Origin of the sequence: Thermococcus sp. (assembly GCF_027063845.1) — an archaeon.
GTDB lineage: Archaea > Methanobacteriota_B > Thermococci > Thermococcales > Thermococcaceae > Thermococcus.
On record NZ_JAMOQU010000098.1, the window covers coordinates 1 to 21640 of the forward strand.

Annotated in this window: 23 protein-coding genes and 1 pseudogene; 15 read left to right on the top strand and 9 right to left on the bottom strand. The window is 55.6% G+C overall.

Annotated elements, in window-relative coordinates:
- Positions 1-193 precede the first annotated feature (193 nt).
- Both MVO87_RS07285 and MVO87_RS07290 read right to left on the bottom strand, forming a co-directional pair.
- Positions 194-495, bottom strand: a pseudogene (locus MVO87_RS07285) (ferritin-like domain-containing protein).
- 46 nt (positions 496-541) lie between these two features.
- On the bottom strand, positions 542-1018 hold the full coding sequence (locus tag MVO87_RS07290) for a ferritin-like domain-containing protein (RefSeq protein WP_297515586.1): 477 nt from the start codon (positions 1016-1018) through the stop codon (positions 542-544).
- A gap of 53 nt (positions 1019-1071) precedes the next feature.
- Here MVO87_RS07290 and MVO87_RS07295 point away from each other — a divergent pair, with 53 nt between their 5' ends.
- The 15 genes from MVO87_RS07295 (at position 1072) to MVO87_RS07365 (ending at position 12465) form a co-directional block, all read left to right on the top strand.
- Complete coding sequence (locus tag MVO87_RS07295; protein WP_297515584.1) at positions 1072-1602, top strand: GNAT family N-acetyltransferase; 531 nt, start codon at positions 1072-1074, stop codon at positions 1600-1602.
- Positions 1603-1865: 263 nt separating this feature from the next.
- Positions 1866-2747, top strand: coding sequence for an ATP phosphoribosyltransferase regulatory subunit (locus MVO87_RS07300; RefSeq protein ID WP_297552741.1), 882 nt, complete (start codon positions 1866-1868; stop codon positions 2745-2747).
- Positions 2744-3361, top strand: coding sequence for an ATP phosphoribosyltransferase (gene hisG / locus MVO87_RS07305; RefSeq protein WP_297515579.1), 618 nt, complete (start codon positions 2744-2746; stop codon positions 3359-3361). The genes MVO87_RS07300 and hisG overlap by 4 nt, the downstream gene beginning before the upstream one ends.
- On the top strand, positions 3351-4478 hold the full coding sequence (hisD, locus tag MVO87_RS07310) for a histidinol dehydrogenase (protein ID WP_297515574.1): 1128 nt from the start codon (positions 3351-3353) through the stop codon (positions 4476-4478). Before hisG ends, hisD begins: the two co-directional genes overlap by 11 nt.
- A complete protein-coding gene (hisB, locus tag MVO87_RS07315) occupies positions 4475-5011 on the top strand; it encodes an imidazoleglycerol-phosphate dehydratase HisB (protein WP_297515571.1) in 537 nt (178 codons plus the stop codon). The genes hisD and hisB overlap by 4 nt, the downstream gene beginning before the upstream one ends.
- Positions 5008-5601: an imidazole glycerol phosphate synthase subunit HisH gene (hisH, locus tag MVO87_RS07320; RefSeq protein ID WP_297515568.1), complete on the top strand. Its 594-nt coding sequence runs from the start codon at positions 5008-5010 to the stop codon at positions 5599-5601. The genes hisB and hisH overlap by 4 nt, the downstream gene beginning before the upstream one ends.
- Position 5602: 1 nt before the next feature.
- Positions 5603-6283 carry a 1-(5-phosphoribosyl)-5-((5-phosphoribosylamino)methylideneamino)imidazole-4-carboxamide isomerase gene (hisA, locus tag MVO87_RS07325; RefSeq protein ID WP_297515565.1) on the top strand — a complete coding sequence of 227 codons (681 nt, stop codon included), beginning with the start codon at positions 5603-5605 and terminating at the stop codon, positions 6281-6283.
- Positions 6283-7041 carry an imidazole glycerol phosphate synthase subunit HisF gene (gene hisF / locus MVO87_RS07330; protein ID WP_297552743.1) on the top strand — a complete coding sequence of 253 codons (759 nt, stop codon included), beginning with the start codon at positions 6283-6285 and terminating at the stop codon, positions 7039-7041. The genes hisA and hisF overlap by 1 nt, the downstream gene beginning before the upstream one ends.
- Before the next feature lie 9 nt (positions 7042-7050).
- On the top strand, positions 7051-7680 hold the full coding sequence (gene hisIE / locus MVO87_RS07335; RefSeq protein WP_297552745.1) for a bifunctional phosphoribosyl-AMP cyclohydrolase/phosphoribosyl-ATP diphosphatase HisIE: 630 nt from the start codon (positions 7051-7053) through the stop codon (positions 7678-7680).
- Complete coding sequence (gene hisC / locus MVO87_RS07340; protein WP_297552747.1) at positions 7677-8699, top strand: histidinol-phosphate transaminase; 1023 nt, start codon at positions 7677-7679, stop codon at positions 8697-8699. The genes hisIE and hisC overlap by 4 nt, the downstream gene beginning before the upstream one ends.
- Entirely contained in the window at positions 8683-9408 is a 726-nt protein-coding gene (locus MVO87_RS07345) for an HAD family hydrolase (RefSeq protein ID WP_297516333.1), read from the top strand. Before hisC ends, MVO87_RS07345 begins: the two co-directional genes overlap by 17 nt.
- On the top strand, positions 9405-10181 hold the full coding sequence (proC, locus tag MVO87_RS07350; protein ID WP_297516331.1) for a pyrroline-5-carboxylate reductase: 777 nt from the start codon (positions 9405-9407) through the stop codon (positions 10179-10181). The genes MVO87_RS07345 and proC overlap by 4 nt, the downstream gene beginning before the upstream one ends.
- A 41-nt stretch (positions 10182-10222) precedes the next feature.
- Positions 10223-11218 (top strand): TIGR01177 family methyltransferase, encoded by a 996-nt coding sequence (locus MVO87_RS07355; protein ID WP_297516329.1) that lies wholly within the window; start codon positions 10223-10225, stop codon positions 11216-11218.
- 65 nt (positions 11219-11283) lie between these two features.
- On the top strand, positions 11284-11814 hold the full coding sequence (locus MVO87_RS07360; RefSeq protein ID WP_297516327.1) for a hypothetical protein: 531 nt from the start codon (positions 11284-11286) through the stop codon (positions 11812-11814).
- Positions 11815-12249: 435 nt separating this feature from the next.
- Positions 12250-12465, top strand: coding sequence for a hypothetical protein (locus tag MVO87_RS07365; protein WP_297516325.1), 216 nt, complete (start codon positions 12250-12252; stop codon positions 12463-12465).
- On the opposite strand, the gene MVO87_RS07370 is transcribed toward MVO87_RS07365, so the two are convergent.
- The 7 genes from MVO87_RS07370 to MVO87_RS07400 all read right to left on the bottom strand — a co-directional run bounded on the left by MVO87_RS07370 (position 12462) and on the right by MVO87_RS07400 (position 21557).
- On the bottom strand, positions 12462-13103 hold the full coding sequence (locus MVO87_RS07370) for an alanyl-tRNA editing protein (RefSeq protein WP_297552749.1): 642 nt from the start codon (positions 13101-13103) through the stop codon (positions 12462-12464). The genes MVO87_RS07365 and MVO87_RS07370 overlap by 4 nt on opposite strands.
- Before the next feature lie 64 nt (positions 13104-13167).
- Positions 13168-15171 carry a CGP-CTERM sorting domain-containing protein gene (locus tag MVO87_RS07375; RefSeq protein ID WP_297552751.1) on the bottom strand — a complete coding sequence of 668 codons (2004 nt, stop codon included), beginning with the start codon at positions 15169-15171 and terminating at the stop codon, positions 13168-13170.
- A gap of 73 nt (positions 15172-15244) precedes the next feature.
- Entirely contained in the window at positions 15245-15823 is a 579-nt protein-coding gene (locus MVO87_RS07380) for a DUF447 domain-containing protein (RefSeq protein ID WP_297513157.1), read from the bottom strand.
- A gap of 31 nt (positions 15824-15854) precedes the next feature.
- A complete protein-coding gene (locus tag MVO87_RS07385) occupies positions 15855-16919 on the bottom strand; it encodes an ABC transporter ATP-binding protein (protein WP_297513168.1) in 1065 nt (354 codons plus the stop codon).
- 13 nt (positions 16920-16932) lie between these two features.
- Positions 16933-18777: an ABC transporter permease gene (locus tag MVO87_RS07390; RefSeq protein WP_297552773.1), complete on the bottom strand. Its 1845-nt coding sequence runs from the start codon at positions 18775-18777 to the stop codon at positions 16933-16935.
- Positions 18778-18926: 149 nt separating this feature from the next.
- A complete protein-coding gene (locus MVO87_RS07395; RefSeq protein ID WP_297513155.1) occupies positions 18927-20378 on the bottom strand; it encodes an ABC transporter substrate-binding protein in 1452 nt (483 codons plus the stop codon).
- Between the two features lie 81 nt (positions 20379-20459).
- Positions 20460-21557, bottom strand: coding sequence for a CGP-CTERM sorting domain-containing protein (locus MVO87_RS07400; RefSeq protein ID WP_297513153.1), 1098 nt, complete (start codon positions 21555-21557; stop codon positions 20460-20462).
- Positions 21558-21640 lie beyond the last annotated feature (83 nt).

Consider the following 21640-nt stretch of genomic DNA (forward strand, 5'->3'; position numbering starts at 1 on the left):
TTCTCAAAGCGGAAGGATTTAACACCGTGAAGGTGTATAACGAACTTGGACTGCTTTTAGCGGAGGGATGATGTATGGTTCCGCCGAACTCGACGAGGGCCACTACTACAACCTCAAGGCAGAGTACAAGCTCCTCCTCGACTGGGCGATGTACGACCAGCATGATACACGTTGGGCTATAAAAAGAAGGAGCTCAAAGCTCCACCTTTATCCCCGTTTCTTCTTCAACCTCCTCGAAGCCCTCCTTCATGTACTTCGCGAGCTCCTCGTCAACGGCGAAGAGAACCGCCAGGAACTCCCCGAAGTGCTCCTTCTCCTCGTTTGCTACATCAAGGAAGACGTGCCTTATCTTTTCATCCTCGATGTGCTCCGCCAGCTGCTCATAGAAACTTATCGCGTCAAGCTCGGCCTCGATGGCCCAGCGTAGGGCCTGGGCGATTTCCCTTTTGCTCAACGGCCTACCTTCGGCAGCTCAAACGGGTATTTGGCCAACATGGTATCACCTCACTTCAAATCCTTAAAATCTGCCAAAAAGAAAGCGTCAATCAACCTCAAGGCTGAAGTCCTGGTAGTCCATCCAGATGCCCGTCTTCATGACCGCGTCGTACTGGGCTTTGAGTAGCTCGTAGTGGGCCTTCTCTATCCTCGCCAGCTCCTCGAAGAGCCTCCTAACGGAATCGTGCCTTGCTTCCTTCGCGGCCCTCTCGTAGAACTCCCAGGTGAGCTTTTCCTGTTCCATTCCAATCCTCACGGCATCGACTTCGCTTTCAATCTCCTCAGCCTTGACGAGAAGCTTTTCGAGGAGCTCTTCGCTCACGGCTGGCAACTTGCACTCCTCGGCAACACGCTCAAGGAACCTCTCCTCGAACTGTTCCCAGTGGTCGGCCTCCTCCCTGGCCAGGAAAAGGAACATCTTCTTAGCTTTCTCGTCCTTCGTCTTCCTCGCGAGGTCGAGGTAAAAGCGCATTTCGGCCTTCTCAACCTCCAGGGCTAAAGCTAAAGCCTCAAGCTCGTCCATAAAACCACCACAGTTATTTTAACCCCGACCCTAATAACCTTTGGGGGACGGAGATGGGTATCGAGATGGTCAAGGACCCGCTCGCCCTGAAGGAGGAGCTTTTGAGGTTCGTCTTCGATGTTTACCGCTCAACGAACGGCGCTTATCCAGCCTTGGAGTGGGTTGAGGAGAAGCCATCGCCAGACGACTTCGATGGTTTCAGGCAGGTTTACGAGCCGTTCCTCGAGTTCAGGCTCGGAGAGGAGTTCGACGAGCTCTACCTGCTGAGGGAAGGCGGAAAAATCGCCGGAACCGTGGCGCTCGTCTACAACCTCAAGGGCAAGGAAATCCACTGGGTTCCAGATGAGCTGAAGAACGAGAGGACGAGCCTCATAGAGTTCTTCATGACCGGTCCGGAATACAGGGGGAGGGGATACGGAAAGGCCCTGCTCGATTTCGCGGTGAGGAGGCTCCTTGAGCTTGGAAAGGCACCCTACGTTGTAACGTTTCCCTGGCTCGAGGCCTACGGTTACTACCTCCGGAATGGTTTCGGGAAGGTCATGGACCACGGGGAGTTCGTGGCCCTGAGATACGTCGTTCCGTGAGATTTTCCACGCGCTCCATACCCATTTTTGAACCACTGACAATTTCGCTCGGATTATTCTTCAAACTGTCGAAAAGTCTTCGGATAAGTTTATAACTCTTTTTGAAACACACCAATGCCACAGGTGGTGTGAAAGATGAGAGTGAAGAGCGTTACAACTCCAGGATTTGGGAGAAAATACACCGCTTTTCTAAGGGTTAGCCTTCATCATTGACTATTCTGCTGGACTTGTAGTTAGTCGAAAAATTTTCGGAGGTGTTTTGAGTGGTCCTTAGGGGGATTAGGGAGTACTCTCAACTGGCGCTCGTTTCAAGCTACCTGAGGAGAACCTTCGAGCTCTGGGGCTACGGCGAGGTTGTTTTACCCACAATAGAGCCCTACGATGAAACCGTGAGGAAGGGAACGAAGTTCGCGTACAACAACGGCTTTTACCTGATAAAGCCTGACGTGACGAGCAGACTGCTCAGGAACTACGACATTGACTTTGGCAAGCTTTATTACATAAGTGAAGTGCTCGACGGCGGTGTCGAGGGTAACTGGCAGGCCGGCGTTGAGTTCATCGGCGGTGAGCCGACCTTCATGACGGCCGAGGTTTTGAGCGTCCTCATAACCGCGCTTGAGAGCCTTGGCATTGATGAGTTCTACATAGACCTCGGAAGCCTCGAAGTCTGGAGGCGGGCAACCGAGGGAATCGAGGATTTCCGGGAAACCATCTACAGGGCCCTCGAGAGGAGGAACTTCGGCCTGATTGACGGCCTTCCCATTGACAGAGAAAAGAAGGAGGAGCTCTGGCGCCTCTTCAACTTCCGCGGGAGGAAAACCGACTACGACAAGCTTGCCCAGATTCTCGAGCTGGTCGACGACGAAAGGGTCTTTGTGGACCTCGGCACGGTCAGACCGCTTCCCTACTACCGCGACGTTATCTTCGAGGTGTACTCTCCCGAATTTGGAAGGCCGATAGGTGGAGGCGGGGAGTACTCCTTCAGGGGCAGGCCGGCAGTAGGTTTCGCCCTCGACTTGAGGACCCTCGTCCAGCTGGCGAACGTTGAGGGTAAGAAGAGTAGAAGGTCCCTCAGGGGCATAGGCTCGTTCAGGGAAGCGAGAAAGCTCGTCTCGATGGGAATCCCCGTGGAGGTGAGGAGATGAGGTTCGTTCTGCCGAAGGGTCGCTTGCTCAGAGACTCACTGGAAATCCTCAGAAGGGCAGGCTATAAAATCGACGAGCCGGGGGAGAGGAGGCTCATCCAAAGGTTCAACGGCCACGAGGTTCTGCTCGCGAGGGCCTTCGACGTTCCGGTTTATGTCGAGCACGGCGTTGACGTTGGCATAACAGGGAGCGACGTCGTTGAGGAGCGCGGAAGCGACGTTTTCGTGCCCCTTGACCTTCCCTTCGGGAAGTGCAGGCTGAGCCTTGCGATGCCGAGGGAAAGCGTTACCCCTCCAGAGGACATGGACGGCTACAGGATAGCGACCAAGTACGAGCGGATAACGAGGAACTACTTCTCAAGCCTCGGCGTCGAGGTCGAGGTAATAAAGCTCAGCGGAAGCGTCGAGCTTGCTCCCAAGGTCGGGATAGCAGATGCGATAGTCGACATAGTCGAAACGGGAACGACCCTCAGGGCCAACGGCCTCGTCGAGGTTGATAAGGTGATGGACGTTTCAGCTCAACTGCTCGTCAACAGGATTTCTCAGAAGACCAAGTTCGATGAAATCAACTCCCTCGTTCTGGCAATAAAGGAGGTGGTTAAGGATGGAGCTTGAGGAATACGTTGCGGGCATTTTGAGGGACATCCACGAGAGGGGGATTGAAGCCGTCCGAGAGTACTCGATGAAGTTCGACGGCTACGGTGGCCCCTTCCGCGTGACAGAGGAGGAGTTCGAAGAGGCCGAAAGGCTCGTCCCCGAAAAGGACAGGAAAATCATCGAGAGGGCCATCAAAAGAATCTGGGACTACCACGAGAGGCAAAAGCCGAGAGATGAGCTTTTCGTCAAGAACGGCTCGCTCTACGGCCTAATCTACCGCCCGATAGGGAGGATAGGAATCTACGTCCCCGGCGGGAAGCCACTGCCCTCGACGCTCATGATGGTGGCCGTTCCCGCGAGGATAGCGGGGGTCAAGGAGATAGCCGTGACGACCCCTCCAAAGGACGGCAAGGTGAACCCCTACGTGCTCTACGTGGCGAAACTGCTCGGCATAGAGGAGGTCTACAAGCTGGGTGGAGTTCAGGCGATAGGGGCGATGGCCTACGGCGTCGGCATGAAGAAGGTCGATAAGATATTCGGCCCGGGGAACCGGTTCGTCAACGAGGCCAAGAGGCAGGTGTTTGGTGTCGTCGGCATAGACAGCCTCGCCGGACCGTCCGAGATAGCAGTCATAGCGGACGAAACCGCTGACAAGGAATACGTTTTGGCCGATTTGCTCAGCCAGCTGGAGCACGGAAAGGATAGCAAAGCGTGGCTCCTCACAACCTCGGAGGAGCTGGCAAACTACTGCTCCCGCGACGGGGTGGATGTAATTCTCTGCGAAAGCCTTGCGGAGTGCGCCAAAAAAGCGAACGAGATAGCCCCGGAGCACCTAGAGATAATCACGGAAAATCCGCTCGATTTGGTTGACCTCATCGAGAACGCCGGGGCGATATACCTCGGACCATACACGCCCGTTCCTTCGGCGGATTACTTCCTTGGAGTGAACCACGTCCTCCCTACCGGCGGAGCGGCGAAGTTCAGCGGGGTTTTAACGGTGATGGACTTCCTCAAGCCGATAACCCTCGCTATGGTCTCGCGGGAGGAATTCCTGAGGGAGAGGGAGCTCGGATTAAGGCTTGCCGAGATAGAGGGAATGGAACTCCACAGGAGGAGCATGGAGGTGAGGAAATGAAGCGGGAAACAAGGGAAACCAGCGTTGAGGTAGAGCTCGACGCTCCGTTTGGCGTTGAGACCGGCGACAGAATACTCGACCACATGCTCACAGCTCTGTTCCACTACATGGGCAGGAGCGCGAGGGTTAAAGCGGACTATGACCTCAGGCACCACCTCTGGGAAGATATAGGCATAACCCTCGGCGAGGAGCTCCGCTCGAAGCTCCCCGAGAAGTTCAGGCGCTTTGGAAGCGCGATAACCCCGATGGACGACGCCTTGGTTCTAATCGCGGTGGACATCTCAGGGAGGCCCTACGTGAGCGCTGAGCTGAGCTTTGAGGAGAGCGAAGAAGGCTTTGAGAAGGCCTTGGTCAGGGAGTTCCTCTGGGGGCTGGCGCGCTCGCTGAAAGCTACTATCCACGTGAAAACTCTGAGCGGAACAAACGCGCACCACGTCATCGAGGCAACCTTCAAGGGGCTCGGCATCGCGCTGGCCCAGGCGACTCGGGAGAGCGAGAGGCTGGAGAGCACGAAGGGACTGCTGGAGGTGTGAGCGTGATAGCGGTGGTTGACCTGGGGGTTGGAAACCTCGCCAACGTGAGGAAGGCCCTTGGCGGAGTAATCACGAGCGACCCCTACGAGATTGAAAGGGCCGAGAAACTCGTCCTTCCGGGCGTGGGTAACTTTGGAGCTGTGATGGAGAGGCTCGAACCGCTGAGGAGGGTCATACTCGACGCGATAAACGAGGGGAAGCCCTTCCTCGGGATATGCCTTGGATTACAGCTCCTCTTCGAGGGGAGCGAGGAGAGTCCCGGAAAGCCCGGCCTCCGCGTGTTTAGGGGGCAGGTTGTAAGGTTTCAGGGAGTTCGAACGCCTCACATCGGCTGGAACCAGCTGTGGAAGCGGAAGGACTGTCCGCTCTTCGAGGGAATCAGGGATGGGGCGTACTTCTACTTCGTCCACTCCTACTACGCCGAGCCAGATGAGGACGTCACCGCTGGAGTTACCGACTACGAGTCAAAGGGCAGGAAGGTGGTATTCACCTCGGCCGTTTGGAGGGACAACGTCTACGCCGTCCAGTTCCATCCGGAAAAGAGCGGACGGAACGGTTTAATCCTGATGAGAAACTTCAGGAGGCTCTGAAATGGAAATCTACCCCGCCATAGACCTAATGGGAGGAAAGGCGGTGAGGCTCTACAAGGGAAAGAAAAACACCGTCAAGGTCTACGGTGACCCGGTCGAGATAGCGGGGCGCTTTGCCGAGTTAGTTGACAAAATCCACGTCGTTGACCTCGATGGTGCCTTCCAGGGCTTTCCGAGGAACTTGGACGTAGTTGAGAGGATAATCCGCGAGACCGGTCTGAGGGTTCAGTTCGGCGGCGGTTTGAGGAGCTACGAGGCCATAGAGAGGGCCTATGAAATCGGCGTTGAGAACGCCATAATCGGAACTAAAGCCTTCGATTTGGACTTCCTCAGGAAGGTGACCGAGGACTTCGAGGGGATAACCGTCAGCCTCGACTCGAAGGGCGGGAGAATAGCCGTAAAGGGCTGGCTCGAAAGCGGGATTCCTGTTAGAGATGCCTACGAGATGCTGAAAGCCTACGTGAACCGCTTCGTTTACACATCGGTCGAGAGGGACGGGACTTTGACGGGAATCGAGGAAATCGAACGCTTTTGGAAAAACGAGGAGTTCATCTACGCCGGGGGAGTTTCGAGCGCTGAGGACGTCGTGAGGCTGAAAAGAATAGGCTTCTCGGGAGTCATCGTGGGGAAAGTCCTCTACGAGGAACTTGTTAAGCTCGAAGACCTCCTGGAGGTGGTTTAATGCTTGCGAAGAGGATAATAGCGGCCCTCGACATAAAGGAAGGCCGCGTCGTGAAGGGGATTAAGTTCAAAAACATCCGGGACGCGGGCGACCCGATAGAGCTGGCGAGACGCTACGAGAAGGAGGGGATAGACGAGATAGTCTTCCTCGACATTACGGCATCGTACGAGAAGAGGGGAATCCTGCTCGACCTCGTCAAGAGAATTGCTGAGGAGATATACGTCCCCTTCACGGTTGGTGGGGGCATAAGAACCGTTGAAGAAGCTAGGGAGATAATAAAGCGTGGCGCCGACAAGGTCTTCATAAACACGGCCGCCGTTGACAGGCCAGAACTCGTTAGGGAGATAGCCCAGGTGGTTGGGACGGCGAACCTCGTCGTTGCCATAGACGCCAAGTGGAACGGCTCCTTCTGGGAAGTCTACACCCACGGAGGGAGGAAGGCAAGGGGGATTGACGCCCTTGAGTGGGCGAGAACCGTCGAGAGGCTCGGAGCTGGGGAGATACTCCTCACGAGCATGGACACTGACGGGACGAAGATGGGCTTTGACATACCACTAACCAATGCCGTTGCAGAGGCCGTTGATATTCCCGTCATAGCATCTGGTGGGGCAGGAAGGCCGGAGCACTTCTACGAGGCTTTCAAGGCGGGGGCCGAGGCGGCTCTGGCCGCTTCCATCTTCCACTACGGTGAGTACACGGTGGGGGAGCTGAAGGAGTTTCTGGCCGAGAGGGGAATTCCGGTCAGGCTGGACTACTGAGGTGGTAGTATGGGCACTGATGAGCTAATCGAGAAGGTCGACTGGGAGAAGAACGGCGGAATCGTTCCGGTCGTGGTTCAAGATACCAGGGGAGAGGTTTTAACGCTGGCCTACATGGACAGGGAAGCCCTGAGGAGAACCCTCGAGACCGGCTACGCCCACTACTACTCCCGCTCGCAGAAGAGGGTGAGAATGAAGGGTGAAGTCAGCGGGAACACGCAGAGGGTTGAGGAGATAAGAATCGACTGCGACAACGACGCGCTCCTCCTGATAGTCGAGCAGAAAGGAGTTGCGTGTCACACGGGCAACTACTCCTGCTTCTACCGGAAGCTGGGCGAGCCGGAGAGGGTTCTGCCGATGGACTACTCGCTGACGATACTCAGGGAGCTGGAGGAGCTGATAAGGGAGCGGAAGAAGAAGCCCGTCGAGGGCTCCTACACCTCGGAGCTCTTCAAAGCCGGGAGGGAGAGAATTTACAAGAAGTTCGGCGAAGAAGCCGTTGAGGTTCTCGTCGCAGAAACCAGAGAAGGCCTCATCTACGAGACGGCCGACATGCTCTACCACCTGCTCGTTCTCCTGGCTTACAACGACGTTTCCCTCGGCGAGGTGATGGCCGAGCTGAGGAGGCGGAGGAAATGATAAGCGAGCTCGTCAAGTCCTTCCAGCCCTACCGCGTCGTCGAGGGGAACTATCGGATAAGGCTCGACAAGAACGAGAGCCCCTACGACCTGCCAGGAGAGGTAAAGGAGAAAATCTTTGAGGAGCTGAGGGAGATTGCCTTCAACCGCTACCCCCACATAACCTCCATGCCAGCGAGGGAGGCGATAGCTGATTTCTACGGCGTCTCGCCGGACAACGTTGCAGTTGGCAATGGAAGCGACGAGCTTTTGAGCTACCTCGTGAGGCTCTTCGAGGGCAACCACATCGTGATTACCCCGCCGACCTTCGGGATGTACTCCTTCTACGCGAAGCTGAACAACGTTCCGGTTGTGGAAGTGCCCCTTCGGGAGGACTTCACGCTCGACGGAGAGGCCGTAGCGAAAAAGGCCAAAAACGCGAGGGTTGTCTTCATAGCGTCCCCCAACAACCCCACCGGGAACCTCCAGCCGGAGGAAGAGATAATCAGAGTCCTCGAAACCGGAAGGCCAGTGGTTCTCGACGAGGCCTACGCGGAATTCGCGGGAAAAAGCCTCTGGAAGCTCATAGAAGAGTATCCAAACCTAGTAGTGTTGAGGACGTTCTCCAAGGCCTTTGGGATGGCCGGAATCAGGGTCGGCTACATGCTGGCGGGCGAGGAAATCGTCGACGCCCTCTACCGGATAAAATCCCCCTTCAGCGTCGGAATCATGACGATGACGGCCATAAGGGTCGCCCTGAGGCACGCCGACCTTATGGAGAAAACCGTTAGGAAAATCGTTGAAGAGCGCGAGAGGATGGGGAGAAAGCTCGGGGAGTTAGCCTACCCAAGCGACGCCAACTTCCTCCTCGTCAGACTCAATGCCTACGAAGAGCTTTTGAAGAGGGGCATAGTTGTTAGAAAGCTCTCCGGAAGGCTTGAGGGTCACATAAGGGTAACGGTCGGCAGGAGATGGGAGAACGACGCGTTTCTTGAGGCGGTGGAAGAGATAGCGGGTGATTCCGATGTGGGTGGTCTTTGACGTGGACGGGACGCTGATAGACGTGGGCGAGAGCTACGACTTGGCGGTTAAACTGACGGTGGAGTACTTCCTCCGGGCCTTTGGAGTGGAGCGGAAGGTTGAGCTCGAGTGGATACGAAAGTTGCGCTCTAAAGGTAGCTTTGGAGACGACTTCAAGGTGAGCGAGGCACTGATTCTCTTCTCGCTCGCCGGTGATGTTGAGACACTGGTGGAGGAGTTCCCGGCCGGAGAGGGCATAGAGTGGGTCCGGGAGCGGTTCGGGGTTGGAATGCACCGCGGGAGCATAGAAAGGGTCTTCAACACATTCTATCTCGGGGAAGCCTATCCCGGAAGACTCTTCGACTTTCCGGGCCTCTGGAGGAGGGAGAAACCGCTCATCGAGGCCGAGCTCTTAAGGAAACTCTCAGAGGAGTTCAAGGTTGGGGTCGTCACAGGCAGGAGCGAGCTTGAGCTCAGGCTGGCTGAAAAAATCCTCGGCTTCCGCTTTGAAAGGGCCGTAACGAGGGAGCTCGGTCTCAAGCCGAACCCCGACCTGCTCTGGGAGCTGGTGAATGGTGAAAGAGGGGTTTACGTCGGCGATACGCTTAACGACGAGCTCTTCGTCGAAAACTACAGGAGGAAATACGGCGACTTCGATTTCGTCATGGTCGGGCGGGACGTTGAGGACGTTTCGGAATTCGTTGAGAACCTGCTGGAGGGAGGAAAATGAGGGTTGCCGTTCTGGGTGCCGGAACAATCGGCGGAGCAATCGCAAAAGCCCTGAAAAAGGCCGGCTACGACGTCGTTGCGACGAGGAGGAGGATTGAGAAGGCCAAAGAGCTCCTCGAGCTTGGAATAGAGGTTATTCCAAACAATAGGAAAGCCGCTGAAAGCGCCGATGTTGTGTTCATAGCTGTGAAGCCCAGCAAGGTCGGCGACGTTCTTGAGGAGATAGCCGACCTAATCGAGGGGAAGCTCGTCATTTCGGTCGTCGCCGGAGTCTCACTGAAGGAGTTAAAGCGTTTCGCAAAGGCGAAATTCGTGAGGGCGATGCCCAACATAGCGGTTCTCGTCGGCGAGTCCTTCACGGCCTACGCGACCGAGCTTGAGGGGGAGGAAGTTGAGCTGGTGGAAAGACTCCTGAGAACCTTCGGGGATTGCGTCCGCGTCGAGGAGGAGCACATGGACGCGATAACCGGGCTGAGTGGCTCTGGACCTGCTTACGTCACGGTCTTCCTTGAGGCGATGGTCTACGGCGGTCTGCGCGTCGGCCTGCCGAGGGATTTGGCAAAGAGGGCCTCCCTCCAGACGCTCCTCGGAACGGCGAAGCTCCTCATGGAGACCGAGAGGCATCCAGCGGAGGTGAGAGAGTGGGTTATAACGCCGGGAGGGACTACGATAGACGGCATCTTTGAGCTTGAGGAGGGTAAGATAAGGACGGCAATCATGAAGGCCGTCGATGCCGCGACGAAGAAGTCGAGGATTCTGTCGAAGAGAGTTTAATCCCTCAAAACCCTTAAAAACGGCCCCGAATAGTGGAGACCATGCTCTACGTTGAGATACTCGGGAACCTTCCTGAGATGGCAAGGGATGAGGTAAAGGCGATGCTCGAACTCGGGGGAGGGGAGATAGTTGGCCAGGACTACCTCTTCCTGAAGGTTGATGCCTCCGAGAAAGCCTTCCCCTTCCTTGACCGCCTCGGCCTTACCCACGAGTACGGTGACTTGCTGGTTGAAGCTGACTCCGTTGACGAGCTCCTCAGGAAGGCCAGGGAAGTGGAGTGGCCGATTGAAGGCACGTTTAAGGTTGACACCGAGACGATGGCCAACTGCAGGCACGATGTCCCCGACCTGCCGAGGAAGCTCGGGGCGGTGATTCACGCCCAAGGTTTTCGCGTGAACCTCTCAAAGCCTGACACGCTCGTCCGCGTTTACTGCGGTGAGAGGCTCTACGCGGGGATAAGGTTACGCTTCTTTGACCCCAAGGACTTCGAGAGGCGAAAGGCCCATCACAGGCCGTTTTTCCGGCCGATTTCGCTCCACCCGAGGGTTTCTCGTGCGCTGGTAAACCTGACGAAGGCTCAAAGGGAACTCCTCGACCCCATGATGGGAGCGGGAGGGATACTCATCGAGGCGGGCCTGCTCGGGCTCAAGGTTTACGGCGTTGACATAAAGCCCGAGATGGTCGAAGGTGCCGAGATTAATCTCAGGCACTACGGAGTCAGGGACTTCGAGCTAAAGCTCGGCGATGCAACGAGGCTGGAGGAGCTCTTTCCTGGAAAGGAGTTCGAGGCAGTCGCCACCGACCCGCCCTACGGAACGGCAGCAACGCTCGCGGGAAGGAGGAGGGACGAGCTCTACAGGGCGGTTTTGAGGAGCATCTACAACGTCCTTAAACCAAGCGGAAGGCTCGCGATAGCTTTTCCGACGAGCTTCGACGGAAAGGGTGAGGCTGAAAAGCTCGGCTTCAATATGCTTGGACACTACTACCAGAGGGTTCACAAGAGCCTTGAGAGATACTTCTACGTCTTTGAGAAGTGAAAGGGTGTCGTGAACTGATTACCAATCCAAAAAGTTTTTATTGTTCTTGACTACATGGGTAAATTATGAGACGCGGTGTGTTGCTCCTGGCACTCCTGCTGTCCCTTCCATGGGTTTCAGCATGGAACGCCACATTTCAGTTTCACCCGTCACCTGGCCAGGAGCTCGACGACATTCTGATTAACTACACCTCAGAGTGCTCATCTTGGGTTTTCGGAACCTTTGATGATGGGCGTCTTATTCAGGATTTTGCGTTTCCCGTAAACGGCAGTGGAAGCGTTGACCTCCAGGACTACCTGTATATGGGGGTCCCTTCCAACTCAACGCTCTACCTGGAATCAAACTGTGAGCTTAACGTCACCGTCCATCCACGCTATGGGATTTACATGCACCCCCCGAAGTTAGAGCGCTCTCAACGGAGTTTCGTCTTGTTAAGATACCCTTCAAAAAGACTTGTGAAAGCAGGTTTGAGATTGAAACGCCCTGGGAACTTGTTGCGGTTTACTTGGAGAGCCACACTATCCACGACAACGGAACCTATGTTTCCAACATACCCCTCAGGGTCAAGGTCTCTTGGGAAAACCAAAGCGTTCTAAAAACACCTGAAGGGAGGGGAACGTATTACTGGGTGGATGTAAGCGATTGGAAGCCCAGGGGGAGGGTTATCCTTAAGCTGTCGGGCAGGAGAGCGAAGTACATAGACAGTGCGTACGGATATGCCCTCGTTCCCCACAGAGAGAAAAGGCAGTGGTGGCTTATCTACAACTACAAGGAAGGTTATTATTTCGGAGACGGCAGGCCGTGGAGAGAGATTCTAATCAAGCTGGAGTTTCTGTGGAAAGGCGAAGACATCACGCTGGCCAGCTTCGTTACACAGGATGGAGAAAAGCTAAGCCTCAAAGTGGAAGATGGAAGGGTGTGCCTCGAAGGGCCCCCATCTGAAAAAATGTGGTTCCAGAATACCCACAGGTGCCCTAAAGCTCACTGTGGGCTTTCAAAGCGGATACCTGTGAGTTCTTGGCGGGGGAAGTGTGTACTTCAACGAATACACCGGAACGGAGGCTGTCGCACTCATAAACCTCCTCTGGGGAGTACCAAAAGACGACAGATACAGCGTGGAGATTCATGCAAAGGATAGCTCCTACTGGAAGCCAACGAAAAGGATGAAAATCGAATTGGCCGAGATTCTCGGCGGAAGTGCACTGGTGATATCGTTGCTGACCCTTTATCTGTCGAGGAAGCATTAGTCCTCGAGCCAGATTTCGAGCCTCTGCTTCCCCTTTCCGAGGCTGGAGCGCTTGAATTTCTTCAGGTGGCCGATTTCCTTTATGTCCCTCACGTGGGTTCCCCCGCAGGGAATGACCTCGAAGTCCCTTATCTGGGTGTAGCGGGTGTCACCTTCCCACCATATCCTCATCTCGCCACCTTCGTCAACGAGCCTGTTAAAGGTCTCAATTATCTGCTCCTTCCATTTGTTCACGTTCTCCGGGTAAACGATGTCGAGCCTACCCTTCTCGGCGCTCATTCCGCTTCCGTAGGGCTCCCACTTCTCCGGCAGGACGACGTTGAGAACGTGCTCGAGGAGGTGCATGGCGCTGTGGATTCTCATTAGCTTGTAGCGGTAGTCCCAGTCTATCTTAAGCTCAACCTCGTCACCGGGCTTGAACTTCTCCGGCTCGACAACGACGTGCCAGACGTTGCCTTCATCGTCCTTGTAGACGTCCAGAACCTCGACGCCGTTTATCGTTCCCCTGTCGTGAGGCTGGCCCCCGCCGGTCGGGTAGAAAATCGTCTGGTCGAGGAGCAGGGCGTTTTCCTTCACTTCGAGAACCTTCGCCTTGGCCTCTTTGAGGTAGGCGTCCTCGTAATAGAGTTTGCTGGTCATTCAAACCACCGTAGAAAAGAGGGCACCGAGGTTTAAATGAATATCGAAAAAGGAAGGAAGAAAATCACTTCCTCCTCCTGAGGAGGAGAGGAACAACGGCCAGCCCGACCATCGCGGCCGGTCCGCAGATTCCGCCCTTCTCTTTGGCAGTTGAAGTCGGAGTAGTCGAGCTCGCGGGTGGCTTGCTCTCAGCTATGTTGAGCTCCTTGGTGACGACGGCCTTGTTTCCGTAGAAGTCCTCGGCCACTATCTCAAGCTTGTACTTGCCGGCCTTGAGTCCCGGAAGCTCGATGATGTAAAACACGTCGCCGGGCTTTCCGCTTGACGGCTCGGCCGGGAACTTATTAACCTTGCCGTACTTGACGGGATTACCGTTGGAGTCGTAGAGAACCGCGTAGAGGTCCCTAATGCCAAGGTTGTCCTGGGCCGTGAAGTAAACGGTGAACTGTGAGTCGGGCTTGGGGTGGCTGGGCTGGAGGTAGGCAATCTGAACGACCGGCTTCTCGGTGTCCTTTCCGGTGTCAATAACGAGCTGAGAGACGCCCTTTGGAATCGTCACGTTGAGGAGCATGTAGTACTGGCCGGCTATCTCCCTCGAGGCTATAACATTGTAGGTGACGTTGGTGACGCTCGGGTCCACCTTGGCGTTGGCCGGAACCGGGATGACAATCGGGCCAGTAACGCTGTGGTCGAGTCCGTTGATGAACTTGAGGGCAGTTCCGAGGTCACTCTCATGCTTGAATATCATGAACTTCTGGGGAACGGGGATGCTCATGAAGTCGCTCCTGACCTTGTCGTTTTCGAGCTTCACGCTCACGTAGGGCATCTCCACATTGCCGTTTTCATCTATGACAACAAGGTTGCTTCCATACCACGTTGGGCTATACCCTTCGTGGGCCGGTGGGTTGGGCTCCTTGTCGGGAGCGCCGGTCGAAGTAAGGGTGAGGAAGTAGTGCTTGTTTCCGTTCTTGTCGATGTAGAGCCAGTACATGTCGTGGTGGATGTGACCGCTCATCGTGAGTGGGATGTTGTACTTAACGACGTCCTCAAGGAAGCGCTTCGCGACCTCCTGGTCGGCACCCCAATAGCGACCGACGTACTCCTTAATCTGGTCCCAATCGGTGCTCGGGTCAAGGTCCTTGATGACACCGCCAAGGTAGTTCCAGCGCGGGTTGAAGAAGTACGGGTGGTGGTAGAGGACTATTGGAATGTAATCCTTGTGCTCGTCGAGGACCTTCTCCATCCACTCAATCTCGTCCATCGTCGGGTAACCGCGGTCTCCTCCGGTGTCGAGGCCGATTATGATGAACTTACCGATGGTGACGTAGAAGTACTTGGGACCGAGAACCTGGGTGTAAACGGTCGGCGGGTCGTCGTGGTTGCCCTTGATTCCAACGACAGGAAGGCCTGAAGAGGAGGCGAGCTTGGTTATGTTGTAGAGTATCTGGTATCCTGTGACGTCACCGCTGGTGTCAACCTCGTCACCGGTGTTTATCATGAGGGTCGCACCGTTCATGGCCCAGTACTGGTAGGCGCTGTAAGTTGCCACGACGCTGTGGAGCGGAATCGGATTGGAGCACATCTCCTCAAGCCTGTAAACGTTGCTCTGGAAGTACTGGTCGCAGACGAAACCGACCTTTGCGCCGGTTGTGACGTGGGTGTCGCTCGTCCAGGCAATCTTGAGGGTCTTCGGCCACTCCTTGAAGACCTTCAGACCGTTGGGGAGAACGAGGGTTCCCTTGTCGGTCTTTATGAGGAGGAAGTAGTCATCCGGGACAATGTCATCCGGGGTCTGGAGGGTGATTGAATTGTCGTCCTTCGAGACTATCTGAAGGTCGTACGGGCCGTGAAGGATTGAAACGGCAGTCACTGACTCAACCTGGACCCCTTCCTTGGGGTAGAGCTTGAAAGTGTCCCCAGGAATGGCGAATGCCGGAACAACAGGCGCGGGAAGGTAAACGTAGTCGCTGTAGGTCGTTGAGTAGTCCTGAGCCAGCGCTGGAACCGCTCCAAGTGCAGAAAGTGCAGTCGCAAAAGCTATTAACAGAGCCAACAGCCGTCTGGCCATGGTATCACCGTTGAGAGGGGAGAAAACCCTCTTAAAATCTTTCCCGTTCGAAACCTGTCCAAAGGAACACCATTTAATGTTCCTTTTGAGTCTTCCATGTCAAAAAAGATACCATGTGGTCGGCCGTTGCGGAGCGACCACCGAGGTGTCTATAGAGGGAGTGCATCTCCAGAATTCTGGCCCTTAGAGTCTCCTCCGGTTTCACGAGGTAGCGCGTGAAGAGAACCGCCATCTCAACGAGCAGGCAGTCGGCCCTGCTGAAGGGTCGGAGTGGCGGAGTTCCCTCGATTTCGCCCTCGGGAATCAGCTCGCAGAGCAGAACCTCGGTCTCGCCGAGTTCATCTTTCCAGCGCTCAACCTTCCACTCCACCCGTCCGTAGAGGCCGGGAAGGCCCTTAATCCAGCGGTGGCCGTTCATCTCAACGAATTCCAGCTCGACAGGAAGGTTCAATGCGGTTCTGACGAGCAGTTCGGGGTCGTTGGTGAGCTGGATTGACGCCCTGCCAGTTTCCAGAACCTCACGGAAGCTTTTTCCGGGGAAGAGCTTGAACCTCAGCCTTTCTCTCTCTCGGACGACGCCGACGGGCGTAACGTTCGAGCGCGTGACGAGAAGAACCTCGTAAACCTTCCCCTCCTCGAAAACGTCGAGCATTCCGACCACCGGGTCAAATGAAGAAGAAAAATCAGAGGTTCTGCTTGGGGAGGACGATTATATCGTCCCTGTCGATGTAGAAGGTAACCGGCTGGGTCGGCCTGAGGTTGGCTATCTCCTTGTCGCTTATGGCCCTGGCTATGATTCTCGTCTCGCCGAAGAGGCCGACGACCTCGGTGAAGAAGCCGTAGTACTCGATGAGGTCAACGGTTCCCTCGAGCGAGACTGTGTTCTCGCCGGGCCTGAACTTTATGCGCTCCGGCCTTATGACGAGGACGACGTTATCGCTCTTCTCGGTGTAGTGAAGCCCATCGAGGCGGAAGCTCTCGAACTCAACGGTGACCTTATCGCCGTTCCTCTCGACGACCTTAGCGGGGATGACGTTGGTCTTGCCCATGAAGCTCGCCACGAACTCCGTTTTGGGCCTCTCGTAGATGTCCCTTGGGGTTCCGACCTGCTCAACGGTTCCGACGTTCATGACGGCAATCCTGTCGCTTATGGCCATTGCCTCTTCCTGGTCGTGGGTAACGTAGATGACGGTTATTCCGAGCTCGCGCTGGATTCTCCTGATTTCCGAACGCATCTCAAGCCTTAACTTGGCGTCAAGGTTGCTCAACGGCTCGTCAAGGAGGAGGACCTTCGGCTCGACGACGAGAGCCCTGGCTATGGCAACACGCTGCTGCTGTCCGCCGGAAAGCTGGGTAGGATAGCGGTTCTCGAAGCCCTTGAGCTTGACGAGCTCGAGCGCCCACTCGACCTTCCTCTTGATTTCCTCCTTGGGGACCTTCCTAATCTTGAGACCGTAGGCGACGTTGTCAAAGACTGTCATGTGGGGCCAGAGGGCGTAGTTCTGGAAGACGAGCACGGCACCGCGCTGGTAGGAGGGGAGGTAGGTGACCTCCTCGTCGCCGAAGTAAATGTGCCCGCTGTCGGGGTAGTCGAGGCCAGCTATAATCCTCAGCGTTGTGGACTTTCCACACCCGCTCGGGCCGAGCAGGGTGAAGAGCTCCTTGTGCTTTATGTGAAGGCTTATCCCCTTTAACGCGGTCGTTCCATCGAAGGTTTTCACGATGTTCTCAAGCTTAACGTCAACCATCTCAATCACCACCTCAGGTAAGACCGATGAACGAGTACCTCTGCTTGGTTATGATGTTGGCTATAACTATGGCCGTTATCTGCACGAGCATGAGGAAGACACCGAGGGCCGCGGCGAGGTTGGCGCTTCCAACGGCACCTATAATGAGCTCCCTCATCTTAGCGGTTATCGGGTACCAGGTTGAGTTGATTGAACCAAGGGTGATGCCGACGCTGGTTTCGCTCATACAGTAGACGAAGCTCAGCATCGCCCCGCCGAGCAGGTTGAGGGAAATCAGGGGCAGGAGTATGCTCGTGAGGGCCTTCCACCTGCCCGCTCCAAGGTTCATCGCGGCCTCTTCAAGCGAGACGTGAACCTGCTGAAGGCCGGCGGAAATCGAGCGCGCCGCGAATGGCAGACGTCTGATGGAGTACGCCAGTATGAGCGCCGCTCCCGGGAAGAAGTACAGCAGGTTGGTGGGGTCCAGTATGCTTCCCTTGAACGGCGGGACCGTCGAGAAGAAGAAGAAATAGCTCATCGCTATGACGATTCCCGGGACGGCTATAGGTATGGTGGCAAGGCTGTCGAGTATCGGGGCGAGCTTGGCCTTCTTGAACCTGCTGGAGGCGTAGGAGGCGGTAAGCGAGAGGAGGATTATAATAACTATCGCCGCAGTGGAGTAAAGAACGCTGTTGAGTATAACGTGCTCTATGTCGGGCTGGGTCACTATGGCCTTCATGTTCTCAAGGGTGAATCCGCTCGGCCAGGTGCCGTACCACGTCTTTGAGAAGGCAAGTAGGACAACACCAATCTGGGGGAAGATTGTTATCAGCAGGAGAGGAACGGCAACGAACGCAATAATGAGTGCCTGCCACCACTTTGGCTTGGCAACCCTTGGCTTCCACCTGCCACCCTTGCTGAGCATCGCGTACTGCCTAAGGCCGACGTACCAGCGGACGGCGAGGAACATTATAAGGGCGATTGTGAGCATTATCAGAGCTAAGGCCGCCATCTGCGGGTTTCCGACGGCAAAGCCGGAGACGAAGGAGCTGTAAATCTGATAGGACATGAGCTTCTTGGCTATTGCGCTTCCCTGGAAGACTATCGGCGCGGCGAGGTCCTCAAGGCTGAAGATGCCGACGAGTATTGCTCCTGAGGCTATTCCAGGGAGAGCGAGCGGAAGGGTTACCGTCCTGAAGAGGTGGAAGCCCCTGCTACCGAGGTTCTCGGCCTGCTCCTCAAGGCTGGGGTCGATGTTGATGAAGCTCGCGTAGGCGTTGAGGTAGACTATCGGGTAGTAGGTTATCGTCTGGGCGATGATGACACCAACGAGACCATCAATCCATATCGGCTTCGGGAAGAGGTGCAGGTGCTCGTAGAAAATCCAGTTGATGATTCCGTCCGGAAGGAACATCTTCTTGACAACGACGACGTTAACGAAGGGCGTAACGAGGAGCGGAATGAAGAGGAGAACGCGCATTATGTTCTTGCCCGGGAAGTCGTAGCGGGCCATTATGAAGGCGAAGAACGTTCCGAGGAGCGTCGTAAGAATCATGACGCTTATGGAGACGAGTATTGAGTTAAGGACGACACCGAAGTCCCAGCCGTAGAAGTGGTACACTTCCTTACCACCGTATTCAATCGTCTTGACGAGGTAGTCACTCGGATGGGGATTGAAGTAGTAGCTCGACCCAAAGATGCTTCTGAACCAGTAAAGCGATAGGTGGCCGTTGTACTCGAAGGCCGTTCCGAGCATCACTATTACCGGAATCACCAGAAACGCCACCAGGTAGAGCAACGGGAACAGGAATGAAGTTATGACGACCGGGTCAGGTAGGGGGGTGCCAAAGAGTCTTTCACTCCATTTGCTGACCTTCATTAGCGTTACCTCCTCGCGGTTTTTAACCACTCGCAACTACCTTAGGATTTGCGGGTTCGTTTTAAAGGTTTCTGAAAAGAGTCTGGAAAGGTTGGGGAGAGAGAGTGGCTTTTCTTGACTCTGTCCTGTCAAAATGAAGAAAAGAAAGGTCAGCCGGTTATCTTCTTGAGGTCATCCATGACCTTCTGGTATTTGGCCTGGGCGGCGTTCCTCCACTCCTGGGTGAGCTGGCTCTGGAAGCCAGCATCGGTGGCAATCCTGTCGTTTATCTTGGCCGCGTACTCCTCTGTGAAGGTAACGGTCTTGCCGGTCTCGGGGTCCTTGAACTCTATCGGCGCGGTGAGCTCGTCCCTGAGCTGGTTAAACTGCTCCTCCGTTATCTTGCCATCCTTATAGGCCTTTACAATAGCCATCCAGGCCTGGTGAAGCGGGCCGTTGACGTCAATGAGGGTGGCCTTGAAGTAGTACTGGAGGGCGTTGACGGTCTTTAGGGCCTTGCTGTCATCGAACGGAATTCCCTTGCTTGAGATTGAGAGTTTGTAGGCCTTGAGGAGGGTCGGCCTAGCCTCCGCGAACGTCTTACCAACGTACTTGCCATCGAAGAGAATCTTAGCCTCTTTCTCGGTGATGGTCCTGTTGAATATCTCGGCGTTAATCGGAAGCCTGTTGATGTTGGGACTCATCCAGACGGCCTGGCCCTCGGTGAGAACCCAGTAGATGAAGGCCTGGGCCGCCTCGGGGTGCTTGGCGTTCTTGAGGAGGGCAATCGGGTCACCGTTGATGATGCTCTCCCCGGCGGGTATGACGTACTCACAGTTCGGGTTCTGCTTCATGGCAGTGTAGCCGTAGAAGTCAATGGTGTTTCCAGCAGCAATCTCACCGTTGATGACGGCATCTCTGACGGCATCGCTCGCCTCGTAAACCTTGGAGTTGGCCGCTATAAGGGTCATAATCCTCCAGCCCTCGTCCCAGCCGAAGGCCTGGAGGATAATCTGGTAAATCCTCGTGTTAGAGGTGCTCCTGGTCGGGTCGGCTATACCGTACATCGGAGGGTCGCGGGCCCAGTCTGCGGTTGCTATGTCTTCCCACTTCTTGGGGAACGGGAGACCCTGCTTGTCGAGAACCTGCTTGTTGACCGTGAAACCGAAGGACGAGAGCGCCGCCGCAATCCAGTAAACCTTGCCGTTTTCCTCCCTAATCATTGGCATTCCGGCAAGTTCCCTGGGTATCTGCTTGCCAATTAGGTCAAGAACCTTCTGGTCGGTTATTGGGGCGAGGTAGCCCATCTTGTACATGTCGTCGAAGAGGGTCGGACCTCCACCCCAGCCGACGTCGGCGCCCTTCTTAACGTAGCTCGGCCAGAGGGACTCGGGAACGCCAATGAACTTCAGGTCAACGATGTTGTACTGCTTGGCTATGTCGCTCTGGAGAAAGAGCTGCTTGACCTTGTATTGAATAGTGGCGTCGTGTCTGGTGATGATGACGAGGGTGATTCCGCTGGTTCCGCTGCTTCCACCACTGCCCCCGCCGCCAATACATCCACTGGCCACGACGCTGAGGCCCAAAACGAGTATGAGGAGCATACCAAGCACGCGCCTCATGGCAATCCCCACCCCGTTTTCGAGCTTCCTTTAAAAAGCGTGTTGGTTCAAGGATATTAAAAAGAAGGGAAAAGGTCCCTTTCACTTCCTCCTCCTGAGGAGGAGTGGCACTATGGCAAGGCCAACGATGAAGGCTGGACCGCAGATACCGCCACCGCTTCCCTCGTTGCTCTCCTCGCTGGCCTTGGTCATCTCAAGGCTCCACTGGAGGATGTTGGAGACAACCGTCGGCCCGTCGAGCTTGACCTTGTAGTACTCGCTGGCCCACATGGGCTCGTAGCCTCCAACGGGCGTCTCACCGCTGACTATGATGACGTCGTTCTTGTCGTTGACCTTCACAATCTGGGCGGCGACAATTGGGAACTCGCCCTGCTCGCCGGCCTGGTAGGCGTTTGCAGGCGGGTCGTTGTTCTCGGTGATGTCCGAGCTGGAGTTGGAGTGAACCAAGACGTACGCGTTGTCTGGCTTAACATCAGCCTTAAGCGGGTGCCAGTCACCGCTTCCGTCCTTGCCGTCAATCCAGGCAACGACACCGGGGCCGTGGGCAAGAACTTTTCCTCCGTTCTTGAAGTTCTGGACGAGGAGCTCCCTCTTAGGAGTGTTCTCCCAGGGGTCAGCGTAGGCAACGACACGGTACGGCTTTCCGCCGGCGTTGCTGATGGCGTCCTCAACTGAAGCGAGGTCGAGGCGGAGGTTGGTTATGTTGAGCTGGTCAAGGAGGCTGTTGACGAACTGCTGGGTCTTGGCGCCGTTTCCGTAGTCGGAATCGCCGGCGACCCAGAGAACCTTTCCGCCTTCCTGGAGCCACTGCCTTATGGCGTTAATCTCCTCCGGGAGGAGCGGGCTGGTTGGCTGGCCAAGGATGAGGATGGTAACGTTGTTGTTCTTGAGAGCCTCGTAAGTGATTTTGTCACCGAGCCTCTTGATTCCAAGGTCGCTCTCGTACTTGGGGTCACCAAAGTAGACGAAGGTGTAGTCCGTCAGGGTCTTGAGCATTCCCTCTGTTAGGGTCTCGTTCTTGTAGGTAACGTCGGTGAGGCCCTTGGGGTTCTCGCCGTGCGCCAAGTCGACGGCGATAACCACCTTGCCGGTGTCAGCGGCGCTGACCGCTGGGCTGGCAACAACCCCAAAAACCGACAGCAGAACGACTGCCGCCAAGAACATTGCAACCTTCTTCATGGTATCACCGTCCCCTTTAACGATGATTCGGTTATAAATCTTATCGCCCGAAAGTTTAACAGGGCAGAAAAACTTCCGCAAAG

Excerpts from the sequence above, each read along its gene's own strand:
- MVO87_RS07290 (WP_297515586.1), bottom strand. The coding sequence starts at position 1,018 with ATGGACGAGCTTGAGGCTTTAGCTTTAGCCCTGGAGGTTGAGAAGGCC.
- MVO87_RS07295 (WP_297515584.1), top strand. The coding sequence starts at position 1,072 with ATGGGTATCGAGATGGTCAAGGACCCGCTCGCCCTGAAGGAGGAGCTT.
- hisG (WP_297515579.1), top strand. The coding sequence starts at position 2,744 with ATGAGGTTCGTTCTGCCGAAGGGTCGCTTGCTCAGAGACTCACTGGAA.
- hisD (WP_297515574.1), top strand. The coding sequence starts at position 3,351 with ATGGAGCTTGAGGAATACGTTGCGGGCATTTTGAGGGACATCCACGAG.
- hisB (WP_297515571.1), top strand. The coding sequence starts at position 4,475 with ATGAAGCGGGAAACAAGGGAAACCAGCGTTGAGGTAGAGCTCGACGCT.
- hisA (WP_297515565.1), top strand. The coding sequence starts at position 5,603 with ATGGAAATCTACCCCGCCATAGACCTAATGGGAGGAAAGGCGGTGAGG.
- hisF (WP_297552743.1), top strand. The coding sequence starts at position 6,283 with ATGCTTGCGAAGAGGATAATAGCGGCCCTCGACATAAAGGAAGGCCGC.
- hisIE (WP_297552745.1), top strand. The coding sequence starts at position 7,051 with ATGGGCACTGATGAGCTAATCGAGAAGGTCGACTGGGAGAAGAACGGC.
- hisC (WP_297552747.1), top strand. The coding sequence starts at position 7,677 with ATGATAAGCGAGCTCGTCAAGTCCTTCCAGCCCTACCGCGTCGTCGAG.
- MVO87_RS07345 (WP_297516333.1), top strand. The coding sequence starts at position 8,683 with ATGTGGGTGGTCTTTGACGTGGACGGGACGCTGATAGACGTGGGCGAG.
- proC (WP_297516331.1), top strand. The coding sequence starts at position 9,405 with ATGAGGGTTGCCGTTCTGGGTGCCGGAACAATCGGCGGAGCAATCGCA.
- MVO87_RS07355 (WP_297516329.1), top strand. The coding sequence starts at position 10,223 with ATGCTCTACGTTGAGATACTCGGGAACCTTCCTGAGATGGCAAGGGAT.
- MVO87_RS07360 (WP_297516327.1), top strand. The coding sequence starts at position 11,284 with ATGAGACGCGGTGTGTTGCTCCTGGCACTCCTGCTGTCCCTTCCATGG.
- MVO87_RS07370 (WP_297552749.1), bottom strand. The coding sequence starts at position 13,103 with ATGACCAGCAAACTCTATTACGAGGACGCCTACCTCAAAGAGGCCAAG.
- MVO87_RS07375 (WP_297552751.1), bottom strand. The coding sequence starts at position 15,171 with ATGGCCAGACGGCTGTTGGCTCTGTTAATAGCTTTTGCGACTGCACTT.
- MVO87_RS07380 (WP_297513157.1), bottom strand. The coding sequence starts at position 15,823 with ATGCTCGACGTTTTCGAGGAGGGGAAGGTTTACGAGGTTCTTCTCGTC.
- MVO87_RS07385 (WP_297513168.1), bottom strand. The coding sequence starts at position 16,919 with ATGGTTGACGTTAAGCTTGAGAACATCGTGAAAACCTTCGATGGAACG.
- MVO87_RS07390 (WP_297552773.1), bottom strand. The coding sequence starts at position 18,777 with ATGAAGGTCAGCAAATGGAGTGAAAGACTCTTTGGCACCCCCCTACCT.
- MVO87_RS07395 (WP_297513155.1), bottom strand. The coding sequence starts at position 20,378 with ATGAGGCGCGTGCTTGGTATGCTCCTCATACTCGTTTTGGGCCTCAGC.
- MVO87_RS07400 (WP_297513153.1), bottom strand. The coding sequence starts at position 21,557 with ATGAAGAAGGTTGCAATGTTCTTGGCGGCAGTCGTTCTGCTGTCGGTT.